A 13,630-nucleotide genomic window follows, 5' to 3' on the forward strand; every position below is an offset into this window, starting at 1 on the left:
CGTTATAAGATAAACTCCGTCGAAATTCCGGGCAGGCCGTATGATTGTTTCGGATGACGCCATTCAAACAGTCAACCCATTTACAATAAAAGCAGCATCCCTCATCTTCCAGCCCGTCGGACCAGATCAGGGGTCGTACCGTTCGGGCAGCGATGCGGCTGCCGTCATGCAGACAACCAATTCTGCCCCGGCTTCGAGCAGTGCTTTCCGGCAGGCGCGCAGGGTGGAGCCGGTCGTTACAATGTCGTCGATGAGCAGGATGCGTTTGCCGCGCACCTGTTCCGGCTTTCGGACCGCAAAAGCGCCGGCGACGTTGCGCATACGTTCAAACCGGCCCAATGTGTGCTGCGGCGCGGTCTGCCGAAGCTTGTGCAGGACGCATCCGTGCCGGATGTGGAGCGCGCGTGCTACGGATTTCGCAAGCAGCTGCGACTGGTTGAAGCCGCGCCTGCGCTGGTCGCGCAGGGTCATCGGGACTTCTGTAGCCAGATCAAAGGGCCCGGTGGCGGATGTGCGGGATAAGCGCGCGGCCATCATACCGCCGAAAGCCCGGGCCATTGCCGGCTGTTCCCGGGTTTTGAAGGACTTGAGCGCATCACTGACCGGTTTTTGATAGGCGTACAGCGCGAAGCAGTCCTTCATGGGGAAATGGGGCGGCGGTTCCACGGTTTTCTTTTGACACCAGCCGCAGACCGATTCGCCGGATGGGATGATGGCGCGGCAGAACACACAGCGCGGAGGGAAAAAGACGGCAAGCAGCTTAGACGCCGGATTCTGTCTCATGGCCGGATTCCTCCATCCTGATCAGCGTTTTCAGGTTGGTGTACCGCAGGGTTTTGCGGTCGTTCTCAACAAAGGCCTGCACGGTGGACGCGTCCCCCAGGATGATCAGCATCTTCTTGGCGCGGGTGACCGCCGTGTAGAGCAGGTTGCGGAAATGCAGCCGGCTTTTGTGCCACATCAGCGGGATGATCACCGCGTCGAATTCGCTTCCCTGGCTTTTGTGCACCGTGATGGCATAGGCAAGCTCGATTTCGCCGAGCATATCGAAGCTGTATTCGGCCGTCCGGTCGTCGTAGCGGATCAGCATGCTGGCGCTCGGGCGGTCGATCAGCTCGATGACGCCGATGTCCCCGTTGAACACGCCGGTGCCGTATTCCCCATCCTCCTTGTGCCAGACGATGTCATAGTTGTTGCGGATCTGCATGACCTTGTCCCCCTCGCGGAAGGTACTGCCCATCCGCTTGACCTGCCGCTTCTCCGGCGTTTTGGGGTTTAAGGCCTCCTGGAGCTGGCCGTTGAGCTCGCCGGTTCCCAGCGCGCCGATGCGGCTCGGGCAGAGCACCTGAATGTCCCAGAGCGGCGAGAAGCCGTAGCGTTCGGGAAGACGGCGCCGGCACAGGTCCACAACGGTCTGCGCGCTGTATCCGTAGCTTGTGCTTTTCATAAAGAAGAAGTCGTTGTCCCGCACTGAGAGGTCGGGAAGCTGCCCCTGTACGATGCGGTGGGCGTTGGTGACGATCAGGCTTTTGGCCGCCTGCCGGAAGACTTCCTTGAGCTGGACGACCGGCAGCGCGCCGGAATCGATCAGGTCCTTGAGGATGTTTCCCGCGCCGACCGACGGAAGCTGGTCGCTGTCGCCGACCAGGATGAGCTGGCAGGACATCTTCATCGCGCGCAGCAGCGATTCGAACAGCAGCGTGTCCACCATCGAAAGCTCGTCCACAATGATGACGTCGAACGGAAGCGGGTTTTTCTCGTTGCGCAGGAACTTGCCAAGGCCCTCCTGCTTGAAATCCACCTCCAGAAGGCGGTGCAGCGTTTTGGCGTCGCGCCCGGTCAGCTCGGACATCCGCTTTGCGGCGCGGCCGGTCGGAGCCGCCAAAGCCACCTTGCGCTTGTCGTTTTCCAGCAGCTCGATCATCGCGTTGAGCGTGGTGGTCTTGCCGGTGCCGGGACCGCCGGTCAGGATGAAGACCGGATTGACGAGAGCCTTCTTGATGGCCTCCTTCTGCAGCTGGGCATACTGCATGTCGCTGTGCGTCTCAAGTTCCGCTATTTTGCGGTCGACGCCCTGCATCGGATGGTCGAAATGCTCCATCAGTTTGATGCGCGACGCGATGTACTGTTCGGCGCGCAGCAGGTGCGGCAGATAGATGAATTTCTTTTTGCCGGCCGGAAGCTCAAACAGGCTCTCGTCGGCAAGCTGGTCGTCCAGCACCCGCTCGATGTCGTCCCGGCCGATTTCCAGCAGGTTCACACACATGTCCAGCAGCACGCCGCGCGGCAGGCAGGTGTGCCCGTTGCCGAGGTTGTGCCGCAGCACGTGGATCAGCCCATTGCGGACGCGGTGCTGATCGTTGGCTTCAAAGTCGAGCTTCAGGGCGATCTCATCCGCTTCCAAAAACGGGAGCCCGACCTCTTCGCAGCACAGCTCGTAGGGATTCAGCTCGATGACCTCTTTGGACAGCGCCCCCCATTTCTTGAACACCTGGACGCTCATGGCGGGGGAAAGCCCAAACTGGGACAGATACATCATGACCGTGCGCACGCCGAAGATTTTGGTGAATTCCGCGGCGATCGCGTCCGCCTTCTTCTGCGTGATGCCCTTGACCTTCGTGAGCTCTTCGGGACGCTTCTCGATGACCTCGAGCGTCGCGTCGCCGAAGAAGTCCACCAGCTTCCTCGCGGTTGCCGGGCCGACGCCCTTGAGCGCGCCGCCGGACAGATATTTGAAGATGGCGGAAGCGCTCGCCGGTAGCCGCCGTTCATAGGCGGACACCTTGAACTGCTGCCCATAGGTCGGATGCGACGTAAAGGTGCCGAACAGCTCGAGCTCCTCCCCCTCGTCCACATCGATCAGCTCGCCAACCACCGTGATCAGCTCGCCGCTGAAGCTCAGCTCGAGCACCGTAAAGCCGGTGTCGTCGTTGCGGAAGATGATCGCTTCGACCACGCCGGTGATTGTCTCTATCTCCTGTTTCATCGCCAAAAAACACACCTATCCTTCACTTCCCCGCCAATGCCTTGTCCATTTCCGGCACAGCGGGAAGGGGGCCTTATGGTCCGGGCCCCCTTTCGCGTATTGTATTCTTTAGTATAATACATTTTCATACGGTTTGCAAATTGATATTCTGTTCCAGCACCAGATCGAGTTCATCCTTTTTGCAGATGCAGACGCCGCTTAAATCCTGGCAGAGATTTTTGCAGATCGTGCTGCATTCCGGGTCCAGACCCAGGTCCAGTATGACGAGCATGGTGTGTTCCTCTTTCGAGCTGATGATCTCGTTGCGGGTGAAACGCACAATGTTTTCGATTTCGCCGATGTGGCCTTTAAGCGGCAGGATATACACACTGTTGTAGATTTTGCGCGGACGCAGCACCGTGGTTTTGATCATCTGAATGAACTGTACAATTCCGTAAAGTGCGAAGAAAAGAATGATGACATATAATAACCATTCAAACACCGTTATCACCTCATACCACAGTATATGTGAAAGGATGGAAAAGGTGCGGAATCTTTCAAAAGCACAGGATTTCCATATAAAATCATCCGGTTTTCAGGAATATCAGGGTTTCCCGGGAAAAGCGCCGTGAAAACGGGACAAAACCCCGGATTTGCATCGAACAAACCGGTCGGCACCAAGACGGGATAGGCAGACGGGAGAAAGAAAGACCCAGGCACATCTGTGGAGGAATTTATATCGGGTACGGCGCACATATGGATTCCAGGCGGGGCTGTACCTGCATAAGTTCCGATTGTAAACAGCGCTTCCGGCGTAAAAGAATCTGCGGCGCATGCTGTTCAGATGGATCATTTTCTGTTCTAAAGCATAAGTAGACGGCAAAAGAGACTGCTGCGAAATGAGTTTATGACAGCAAACTACACAAAGAAACCGTTTGCGGAGACAAGAAAACGCCTTTGAAATGACCTTTTACAGTCAATTTCAAGGGCGTTTTTGTGCAGCTTTTTTCTGAGGAGCTCATTGCGGCCGCTCCTTTTGCTTTGTCATAGACGCATGCCGTCTGGCCGCACTGTCCATTCCGGATTCGTTCCATATCACTGTTCTTTTTTCTTTTTGCGGGGCTTCGGCATCGGAAGCTCAGCACAGGTCTGTATCACGAACTGTGCGAGCCGCTCGCGGCCTTCAAGCTGTTCGATCAAAAAGTGCGGCTTCGCCCCCTCATAGGGGGATGCTTCACGCAGGCCGGGAAGGATGCTTCTTCCCGCCTCGGTGATCTTGACAAACAGCTGATTGTCACAGATCAGGCCGAAGAACTTTCCATTGCAGTAAAGCCCGTATTCACCAAACATTTTGCGGCAGGTGATTTCTCCCGCGCCGCTGAGCTGTTCGGCGGCGTATTCCACAAATTCCATACTGCTGGCCAAATCAGTTTCCTCCTTTGAGATCTTCGCGCAGCCATGCCGCGCACTGCCGGATGCGTGCTCCGTTGTCGCCCTGTTCCTTGTCGAAGGCAAACTGCAGCAGCAGCTTGCACGGAAAATCCGCGCACAGCCCGCAGTGTTCATGTTCTTTCTGTTCACAGCAGGCCTTGATGGGACAGGCGCCCCAAAACGGCTGTTCGATCCTTACGCAGCCCTTGCAGTTCATCTGCTCCCGGTAGGCGCATGCGGCACACAGGATGCCGCATTTCGATTCTATCATCAGTATTCCCTCCTGTTTCGATTTTCTTCTATAGAATACCTTAAAATTTATAGGTTTCATTGTAAAAATCGGACAGGCGGGAGAGATATATGGTCGGGGTGACGCCGCAGACCGCTTTGAAGTCGTGTATAAAATGCGGCTGGTCGAAGTAACCGAGCTCCTGCGCCAGCGCGGCCAAATTTCCCCGGTACTGCGGCAGCTTCTGCGCGGCCAGATTGATTTTCAGCAGGCGCAGATAGTTTTTGACGCCGATGCCGAGCCGGGAAGAGAAGATCCGCGAAAGCTGCCGCTGGCTGTAGCAGGTGTAAGCGGACAGGTCCTGAACGCAGATCCGGTTCGCGTTCCGGTGAAGATGGGAAAGCAGCGCCTGCATGGAAACGGTGGCTTCCTCTTGAAAGCGGGACAGAAGCAGCTGGTCCAGACCGGCAATCCATCGTGACAGAGCCGTATTCCACGGCGTCAGACCGTCAAACCGCCGCGTCAAATCAGCGGTCTGCTGCGTAAGATCGGCAGTTCGCCGCATCAGATCAGCGAGCCACTGCGTCATGCCGGCGGTCCGGAAGGGCGGCTCGCAGCTGCCGGACCGCCTTGCCGCACAGACAGAGGGGATGTCCGGATCCCAATCGGCCGATGCGGCCGAAGGATCATGCGCATAAGCGGCATCGGCAGGATGCTTTGCGTGCAAGGCTGCTTCCGCGTCGGTGAACAGGGCAGGCGTCAGGCGATCAAACGGCAAAACGGATGCGTCCGGAAACGAATGCATCCCGCTGTCAGAAAAGATCTGCTCGCTGCGGGCGGCCAGCGCGGCATCCAGCTCCCATAAATCCACCTGCCGGTCGCAGAGCTCCGCAAGCGGAAATCCCAGAAGCCTGTGTGCGCCGCCGGGAAGGAATTCCACAAAAATCCGGACAGGCGGCTCGTCCGGTCCGTTGTCCACCACGACGATTTTGGTCGTGGGGCCCCAGAAGACGCTTTCCAGCCGGCCGGGATACGGCGTGAAGATCAGGCAGCCGCTTGCGTCCGGGATTAAGGAGAGGGTGTCGGGCGCGTCGTTCCCGTATGCCGCCAGGCTGAGCGTATAGTGTGCGATGCAGGAACGCAGCGCGGGATGCGGCAGAAAGAAAAGCCGGCTTTCATCATGGTGAAAACAGGACATGCTTATCTCGGACATCTTTCTCTCCCCCTTTGCTTGAACCATGTTACGCAGCCGTGCTTCTATGATACAGAAACTCCGCGGCATATGCACGGCCAATACCCGACCGGTATGCGGCGCGGTCCCCTTTTCAGTCTGTTTCCCGGACAACTGCTTGAAATGATGCGTAGAATCATCGGATTCATTGGAAAAACCATCCGCGCCATGCCTGCGGTTTGATGCGCAAATTTGGAACCGTTCCGCCATTCACAGGGAAGCTTCCAAGAGACAATATCGCATGCGCCGAGGACATTGACGGCGGACAGCTAAGCTGCCCGCCGTCAACAACTGTATATTGTAAGTGTAGAAATGATCTTGCTAGGCGGTGAAGTCCGTGATGCGCGCGCCTTCGCCGAAGGTGGTTTCCCAATCCTTGTGGAAATTGTCCACGGCCTGCGCAATCGCGGGCATCTGCAGCGCGGCGTGCAGGATGTCGGGGGAAACTGTGGCGCTCTGCGCGCCGCAGCTGAACGCATCGGTCACCTGGCCGATGTTTTTGAAGCTTGCGGCCAGAATTTTGCTGTCGTAGCCGTACATCCGGATCAAATCCGCGATTTCGGCAATCACAGCGCGCGGGTCGATGCTCATATTCTCCATGCGGTTGAAATACGGCGCGAGATAATCCGCGCCCGCCTGTATGGCCAGGATCGCCTGAATCTTTGTATAGATGGCGGTTGCCGTGATGTTGACGCCGCGCTCCTTTAAAACCCGCATGACCTTAAGCCCGTCCTCGGTGACCGGGACCTTGATGTACACATCGTTGTCCACGCCCGCGAGAATCGCATCCGCTTCCTTCAGCATGCTTTCGGCGTCGGACGAGACGACCTGGATATGTAAGGACCTTTCCGAACCGATGAGTGCGCGGATTTTGCGGAAATGCGCGAAGAAATCGATCCTGCCTTCCGCTTTGATGATGCTCGGGTTGCTGGTCACGCCGGTGATCGGATAGATCTCGCCGTAACGGCGGATGTCCTCCAGATTGGCGGTGTCAAACAAAAATTCCATGGCAGTAGCTCCTTTTCACATGTTAGAATGGTTTATGAAAGCGGGGGCGCGGGGCATTCCTTCGGAGGAATACCCCGCCATACCGGCCCGCCGGTGAACGAAATGTCCGGCTACGCAAGCTCATGCTCGGTGCGCTCGATGATGTCATCCTGCGTCTGTTTGGACAGGACGTTGAAGAAGGCGCTGTATCCGGCGACCCGGACGATCAGGTCGCGGTGCTTCTCAGGATGCTTCTGCGCGTCAAGCAGTGTGTCGCGGGAAACGACGTTGTACTGGACGTGGAAGCCGTGCAGGCGATTGAAGAAGGTCCGCACCAGGAAGATCAGCTTCATGCGGTCCTCTTCCTTCATCAGCACCTGCGGCGTGACCTTCTGGTTCAGCAGTACGCCGCCGGTGATCTTGGAGGTTTCGAGCTTCGAAACCGATTTGAAGACGGCGGTCGGGCCGTTTTTGTCCATCGCATGGGACGGGCTGCAGCCCTCGGCCAGCGGCGTGCCGGCCTTGCGGCCGTCCGGCGTCGCCGTGGTGCCGGCGCCCTGCGGGACATTCGCCGAAATCGAAGAGGTTCCGGCATAGTATACGCCGCCGACCGGTCCGCGTCCGAAGCGGGTGTTTTTGTATTTCGAGATTTCATCGATATAAGAATGATACGCTTTTTTGAGCAATAAGTCAATCTCATCGTCGTCATTTCCGTATTTTGGCGCCTTGTCGATCAAAAGCTTCTGGATGCGCTGGTTCTCAGGGCTTTCGAAGTTGTCGAGCAGCGCGTCCCACAGCTCGGATGCGGTCATCAGCTGCTTGTCGAAGACGCACTCCTTGATGGCGGCCAGCGAATCGCCGAGATTCGCGATGCCCACCTGCAGGCCGCTGATGAAATCGTACACCGCGCCGCCCTCCTTGAGCGTCAGGCCGCGGTCGATGCAGTCGTCGATCAGCGCAGAGCACAGGATATCCGCCGCGTCCTCCTCAAGCACCATGTCGGCGCAGGAGTCGATGACGACGCTGTGGCGGGTAAATTCGCGGATGATCTTATCCCAGGCCGCCATGACCTCATCGAAGGAGGTCATCTCCCTGAAATGACCGACCCCCTCGCAGATGCGCTTACCGGAATCGATGTCCACACCGTCGTTGAGCGCGATCATCAGGGATTTCGGGAAGTTCAGGAAGCTCATGCCGGTACAGCGGTAGCCCCATTTGCCCGGGACCGCGCATTCGACACAGCCGATGGCGCTGTAGTTGTAGGCATCCTCTTCCTTGACGCCCTTTTCGATGAAGGACGGGATGATGATCTCATCGTTGTTGAAGGCCGGCATACCGAAGCCAAGCCGGATGACCTCGACGCACTCCTTCATGAAGTCGTCGCTCAGCCCCTTGTGGTAGCGGACGGTCAGATTGGGCTGCGGAAGCCGGGTCTGCGCGACGCTTCGCAGGATCAGATAGGACAGGCGGTTGACAGCGTCCTTTTTATCCGGCGTTTGTCCGCCGACCGTGACGTTCTGGTAAAGCGGGCTGCCCGCGCTGAACTTGGTGTGCGACCAGGAGCGGATTTTGTTGATCGTGTAGGTTTTGAGCCAGAAATTGGTCAGCAGCTCCACCGCGAAGTCCTCGTCGATCCTGCCGGCGTCCAGATCCTTCTGGAAATAGGGATGGACATACTGGTCCAGCCTGCCGTAGGACAGCGAATGTCCGTTCGATTCGATCTGCAGGCACAGATGGATGATCCAGATCGACTGCAGCGCTTCCTGGAAGCTTTCCGCCGGATGATACGGCACCTTGCACAGGATGCGCGCCATCTCGGCAAGCTCCAGGCGGCGGCTTTCATCCTGCTCTGCGGATGCCATCTCGTCGGCCAAAGCCGCATAGCGTCCGGCAAAGTCGACGACGGCGTCCAGCACGATCAGAATCGCGCGGTAGAAGTAGGATTTCTTGAGGTTCTTGTAATCGGTCAGGTCCAGCGCGTTCAGATGTTCCACCGTCCGGTCGCGGTATCCCTTCAGGCCGTATTGCAGAACCTTCTCATAGTTGACCGCGACATGTGCGTCGCCTGAGGTGATGTTTCCCTCGGCCTTGATGATGCCAAGATCGTAGAACAGCTTGCTTTCGGCCGGCATGGCGGCGAGGCCGCGCTCCTTCAGGGTGTTGTTCTCCCAGTACGGCGCGATATCCCGAAGCTGCTGCTTGGTCTCCTCTGTGATGTAGAACCGGTCGCCGTCGCGCTTCTCGAACTGATCGAGCTCGTCGATGACCCAGTCCATCGCGTATTCCGGGAAGATCGGCGCGCTGCGGTTGGAGGAAGCCTGGTTGCCGGCAATCAGGGTCTGCGGTTCGATGTAGATATCCATATGCTCCAGGATATTTTTTACCGTATAGGCACGGCGCAGAACCATCGGGTCGGCCTGATGCTTTTGATAGGATTCGGTCGCGAGGATCGCGCGCTGTGCGCAGACCATCGGCTTCGCGTTCAGCAGTTCCTCCCTGAAATCGTGCATCCTGGATGTCAGTTCACCAAAATAACTCATACAAAATCCCCTCTCTCATACTTTTTCTTTGGAAAAAGAAAAAGTATGCAAAAAGAAACCAATTTTTCTTATTGATAGCATATTGTTTTAAAGGGAGAGATCCCCCTGTGTTGAAGCAGTATCAAAATATGGAACCTTTAAAATCTGATGCGGTTTGCCGGATCGGTTCCGATCTGCTCTTGACAGCCCGCACCCGTCAGTTATAACCAGAGCTCGAATGGGGCGTTCAGTAAACTTGCATACTTGGAAATGTGATCGGATTCATCTGGAAAGCTTACCGATAACCCCAACAGATCGTTGCGGTGACAGGAACCGATATTTCCTATAACAGCAGCCTGTTTTGGTTAAGACAGGAACCGCTGCTTTCTGTTTCCCATCTTACAGGGAACAGCTGTGCGGAAGGGTTCTATATTCTTCAAACGCAGCATTTGCATTTCAGCCGGAGTGTTCACGCTATGGGATATGCAACTGCTCTGTTTAGTCCTCAAATAACAGCTGTGCCGCGCCGATGATGCCGAAGTCGTCGCCAAGCTCGGCGAATTTAAAGTAGACCGGCATGTCATTGTGATTGTAGGAATCGAAATAGCTGCGAATCGGATCGAACAGCATGCCGCCGAACTTGGTAAGCCCGCCTCCGAAGACAAAGCAGTTGATGTTCAGCAGGCTGTACATGTTGTAAACCCAGACCGCCAGGTATTTTGCCATGTGATCGATGGCCCAGCATGCAAGCGCGTCGCCCATCTTGGCTGCGTCCTCGATGTGCTTGGCGGTGATCTTTTCCGGCGCGCCCGCAAGCTCGACCATAATGGTCTGATCGCCGGCGATGATCCGCTGACGGATGTGCCGCACAATCATCGAGCCAGAGGTGTGGGACATGAAGCAGCCCTTGTTTTCGCAGCCGCAGAGCACGCCCTCATCCGGCGTGATCAGCATATGTCCGGCCTCGCCCGAAAAGCCGTAGCTGCCGCGGAAGATATGGTCGTTGATGATGATACCGGCCGAGGTGCCGGTGCTGACCGGGCAGTAGATCATGTGCTTGAACCCGCGGCCCGCGCCGAAACGGTGCTCGGCAATCGCGCCGGTGTGGGAATCGTTGTCGATGACCACCCTCACGCCGAGCTTCCCGGCCAGATAATCCCGCGCGGCGAAATCCTTGATCCTGGTCAGGTTGGTGGTCATCAGGATTTTTCCTTCGTCAAACAGTATGTATGAGGGCATCCCGATGCCGATGCCGGAAAGGTCCGCGGCCGTCAGGGAATTGCGCTGCAGCATCATGCCGATGTCCGATGCGATGCTGTCGAAGAACAGCGGTCCCGGGAGCGATTTATCCGAAGGGACCCGGTGCCGGTCGATGATCTCATTCTTTTCATTAAACAGGCCGTAGGCGATCTTGGTACCGCCCACATCGATTCCAAAATAATAACGTTTCATCTTACGCCCTATCCTTTCTGATTCGGTTCGCCGGCGCTGACCGGCACCGTCTGCACATGAATGCCGTTTTGGATGAGTCCCGCCTTGATGGACGCGGGGATCTGGTCGTCGGTGAACAGGAAATCCACCTCCGAAGCATCGAACTGCTTGGCGACGCCGCGGCGCTCGAACTTGGTCGATTCGGTCAGCACCACGACATTGTCGGCGTATTTTGCCATGGTACGCACCGTGGCGGCACGCTGGTAGTCGTTGCCCGTAAAGCCGGCCGAGCTTGAAAAGCCGTCCGTGCCGATAAAGAGTTTATCCACATAGAATTCCGATGCGCAGAGACTGGTGATCGGTCCGACCAGCACCTGCGACTGCGGCTGGTATTCGCCGCCCAGCAGCACCACGCGGACGAACGGCGCCTGCCGGATGTAGGATGCGATAAACGCGGAGTTCGTGACGATCGTCACATCCCGGCGGTTAAACGCCAGCTCGGCGGCCAGCAGCGCGCAGCAGGAGCCGGATTCGATCATGACCGTCTCACCGCTCCCGACCAGCTCGGCGGCCATGCGGGCGATGCGCTGCTTTAGTTCATACTGGAACGCCAGCCGGTTGCCGATGTCGTCGCTGGAGACCTTGACCGCATGGCCGTGCTCGCGGCGCAGCAGCCCTTTCTTCTCCAACGTATCCAGATCCTTGCGGACGGTGACTTGTGACACGCCCAGCAGTTCTGCAAGCTTTACCACCTCGACGCGGTTCTTTTGATTGACAATGTCGAGCAGTTTTGTATGTCTCCCTATCATAGCGTTCATCTCCCTTGTATCATTATTTAAAGGATAACACAAAGCTGCCGAAGTTGCAATCCGAAAGTTTCATATGAATCAGGATATATTTTCTTTTGCAATTTCATTATACACCATCCGCAAGAAATGTCAAGCGATTTTTTTGCGGATAAAGAAGAAATTGAATTCGTTAATAATAATATATGCTTACGAATGAAATTTTGTTCTTTACATCAAGTCGGCCATGTGGTACAATGAAGCCAAAGAATTTTACATAAAATCTGTTTTGACACAGGGTAAAAAACGAAAAACCGATGAAATGAGGATGATTTCATGAAAGCACCGCGCGCATGCATCTTTAATATTCAGAAATTCAGCATCCATGACGGACCGGGCATCCGGACCGTGGTGTTCTTTAAGGGCTGTCCGCTGCGCTGTAAGTGGTGTTCCAACCCGGAGAGCCAGCGCGGTAATGTGCAGCTTCTGTGGGACAGGAATGCCTGCGTCGGCTGCAGGCGCTGTGAGCAGGCCTGTTCACAGCGGGCGGTTTCATTTGAAAACGGCCGCGTGCTGATCGACCGGGCGCGCTGCATCGGCTGCGGAGCATGCGCTGACATCTGTGAAGCCGGCGCCCTCACCAGGGAAGGAAGACTCTATACGCTGGAAGAGGTGCTGCACACCGCCATGCAGGATGAACCCTTTTATGAGGAATCCGGCGGCGGCGTCACACTGTCGGGCGGCGAAGTGCTCTCGCAGGTTTCATTTGCCGCGCAGCTTTTGCGGAGCCTGCAGGAGCGGGGCATCCATACAGCGTGTGAGACGACCGGTTATGGAGAAAAGGAGGACTTCCTGCGGCTGATTGAGTATACGGATCTGCTGCTCTTCGATATGAAGCATCATGACGATAAAAAGCACCGGGAAGGCACCGGCATCGGCAACGCGCAGATCATCGCGAACATGACGCTGGCATCGGCAATGGGAAAAGAGATCATCGTGCGCATCCCGGTGATCCCCGGCTTCAATGACGGCCTTACAGACGCACACGGATTCTGCGATCTGCTGACGGATATCGGCATCAAGAGGGTAAACCTGCTGCCGTTCCATCAGTTCGGCCAAAAGAAATATGAATTGCTGGGTCTCGAATACGCCTATGCGGGTGTGCCGCAGCTGCATCCGGAGGATCTGAAGGAGTACCAGCGGTTTTTTTTAAACAGGGGTTTCGATTGTACCATCTGAGACGGAGAACCGGCCTTGCCGGAACAGGACAGTATCAACCATTTCGCCCTGAGAGGGTTGCTGTGCTGTTATTTCAAAGACATTTGTAATCCGTGTCTGTAATCAGAAACGCAGCATCTTGAAGTGGCACAGCCGGGACCGCGTTATAAATATGCCTGGTGTGTTGGTAACCAAAAGATAGCAGCATATTGCCGTAATTAAACGCAGCAGCTGCCCGAGAAAACTGATTATTTATGGGATCACCGACATCGCACGTACCAGCCGAAGTATTGGGGTACTGTGAGAGAAACCCGTAGCCAGGAAAGCGTCCGCTGCTAGCCATGCCCAACCACCCTGCCCAAACCCAAACGCCGCCCGCAGGCGGCCGAAGCAGATAATAGGATATCAGAGGGGATTTTCAAGGGAGCCACCACCTGCGGTGGGGCAATCGGCTACGCCGCTTTTTTTGCTGCGTTGTTGTGGTGTGTTTGTCATAGGCTCTTTTTTTATTTCAGTGTCGCGTAGCGCGTACACCAGCGCAGCTGGCCCCTTGAACGGCCTTTCTTGGTTACTTCTTTGGCCGGCAAAGAAGTAACTGCCACAATGCCAAGACATCCTGGCAAACACAGCAAGACTGCCGCGCCGCAGCAAAACGGCTGCCGCCTTGCCGGAGGAAAGGATGCACTGTGCCTAAGCGGCACACCCGCCGCCCATCCCGCTGAATCCCGGCAAACAACGATTGAACACACGCCTATATCGGACAAACCAAGGAACTTTGTTTTATATAAACAAAGTTCCTTTCTGTTGTTTGGAGGTTCTGTCAATTGATTTGTG

Annotated in this window: 11 protein-coding genes; 1 reads left to right on the top strand and 10 read right to left on the bottom strand. The window is 56.2% G+C overall.

Features of this window, described 5'->3' with window-relative positions; translation table 11 throughout:
• Positions 1–126: 126 nt before the first annotated feature.
• The 10 genes from BN348_RS12785 to BN348_RS00680 all read right to left on the bottom strand — a co-directional run bounded on the left by BN348_RS12785 (position 127) and on the right by BN348_RS00680 (position 11,602).
• On the bottom strand, positions 127–783 hold the full coding sequence (locus tag BN348_RS12785) for a ComF family protein (RefSeq protein ID WP_052446586.1): 657 nt from the start codon (positions 781–783) through the stop codon (positions 127–129).
• Positions 761–2,986, bottom strand: coding sequence for an SF1B family DNA helicase RecD2 (gene recD2 / locus BN348_RS00635; protein WP_040195610.1), 2,226 nt, complete (start codon positions 2,984–2,986; stop codon positions 761–763). Before recD2 ends, BN348_RS12785 begins: the two co-directional genes overlap by 23 nt.
• 124 nt (positions 2,987–3,110) lie before the next feature.
• The gene (locus BN348_RS00640) at positions 3,111–3,467 is read right to left on the bottom strand and encodes a hypothetical protein (RefSeq protein WP_040195545.1); all 357 of its coding nucleotides are present in this window, start codon (positions 3,465–3,467) and stop codon (positions 3,111–3,113) included.
• Between the two features lie 593 nt (positions 3,468–4,060).
• The gene (locus BN348_RS00645; RefSeq protein ID WP_040195546.1) at positions 4,061–4,390 is read right to left on the bottom strand and encodes a TfoX/Sxy family protein; all 330 of its coding nucleotides are present in this window, start codon (positions 4,388–4,390) and stop codon (positions 4,061–4,063) included.
• A 1-nt stretch (position 4,391) separates the two neighbouring features.
• The gene (locus BN348_RS00650) at positions 4,392–4,667 is read right to left on the bottom strand and encodes a DUF3795 domain-containing protein (RefSeq protein ID WP_040195547.1); all 276 of its coding nucleotides are present in this window, start codon (positions 4,665–4,667) and stop codon (positions 4,392–4,394) included.
• 40 nt (positions 4,668–4,707) lie between these two features.
• Positions 4,708–5,838: a helix-turn-helix transcriptional regulator gene (locus BN348_RS12790; RefSeq protein WP_052446587.1), complete on the bottom strand. Its 1,131-nt coding sequence runs from the start codon at positions 5,836–5,838 to the stop codon at positions 4,708–4,710.
• Between the two features lie 339 nt (positions 5,839–6,177).
• Positions 6,178–6,864, bottom strand: a complete 687-nt coding sequence (locus BN348_RS00665; protein WP_040195548.1) for a fructose-6-phosphate aldolase — start codon at positions 6,862–6,864, stop codon at positions 6,178–6,180.
• A gap of 110 nt (positions 6,865–6,974) precedes the next feature.
• Positions 6,975–9,383 (bottom strand): glycyl radical protein, encoded by a 2,409-nt coding sequence (locus BN348_RS00670; protein ID WP_040195549.1) that lies wholly within the window; start codon positions 9,381–9,383, stop codon positions 6,975–6,977.
• Positions 9,384–9,860: 477 nt separating this feature from the next.
• Positions 9,861–10,814: an ROK family protein gene (locus BN348_RS00675; RefSeq protein ID WP_040195550.1), complete on the bottom strand. Its 954-nt coding sequence runs from the start codon at positions 10,812–10,814 to the stop codon at positions 9,861–9,863.
• Positions 10,815–10,822: 8 nt separating this feature from the next.
• Positions 10,823–11,602 carry a DeoR/GlpR family DNA-binding transcription regulator gene (locus BN348_RS00680; RefSeq protein WP_040195551.1) on the bottom strand — a complete coding sequence of 260 codons (780 nt, stop codon included), beginning with the start codon at positions 11,600–11,602 and terminating at the stop codon, positions 10,823–10,825.
• A 312-nt stretch (positions 11,603–11,914) separates the two neighbouring features.
• Here BN348_RS00680 and BN348_RS00685 point away from each other — a divergent pair, with 312 nt between their 5' ends.
• Entirely contained in the window at positions 11,915–12,817 is a 903-nt protein-coding gene (locus BN348_RS00685; protein ID WP_040195553.1) for a glycyl-radical enzyme activating protein, read from the top strand.
• The last annotated feature ends 813 nt before the right edge of the window (positions 12,818–13,630 follow it).

Source organism: Candidatus Soleaferrea massiliensis AP7, from assembly GCF_000820765.1.
Classification (GTDB): domain Bacteria; phylum Bacillota; class Clostridia; order Oscillospirales; family Ruminococcaceae; genus Soleaferrea; species Soleaferrea massiliensis.

What these genes read in the sequence shown, in the direction of transcription:
- BN348_RS12785 (WP_052446586.1), bottom strand. Translation starts at nt 783, where the DNA reads ATGAGACAGAATCCGGCGTCTAAGCTGCTTGCCGTCTTTTTCCCTCCG.
- recD2 (WP_040195610.1), bottom strand. Translation starts at nt 2,986, where the DNA reads ATGAAACAGGAGATAGAGACAATCACCGGCGTGGTCGAAGCGATCATC.
- BN348_RS00650 (WP_040195547.1), bottom strand. Translation starts at nt 4,667, where the DNA reads ATGATAGAATCGAAATGCGGCATCCTGTGTGCCGCATGCGCCTACCGG.
- BN348_RS12790 (WP_052446587.1), bottom strand. Translation starts at nt 5,838, where the DNA reads ATGTCCGAGATAAGCATGTCCTGTTTTCACCATGATGAAAGCCGGCTT.
- BN348_RS00665 (WP_040195548.1), bottom strand. Translation starts at nt 6,864, where the DNA reads ATGGAATTTTTGTTTGACACCGCCAATCTGGAGGACATCCGCCGTTAC.
- BN348_RS00670 (WP_040195549.1), bottom strand. Translation starts at nt 9,383, where the DNA reads ATGAGTTATTTTGGTGAACTGACATCCAGGATGCACGATTTCAGGGAG.
- BN348_RS00675 (WP_040195550.1), bottom strand. Translation starts at nt 10,814, where the DNA reads ATGAAACGTTATTATTTTGGAATCGATGTGGGCGGTACCAAGATCGCC.
- BN348_RS00680 (WP_040195551.1), bottom strand. Translation starts at nt 11,602, where the DNA reads ATGATAGGGAGACATACAAAACTGCTCGACATTGTCAATCAAAAGAAC.
- BN348_RS00685 (WP_040195553.1), top strand. Translation starts at nt 11,915, where the DNA reads ATGAAAGCACCGCGCGCATGCATCTTTAATATTCAGAAATTCAGCATC.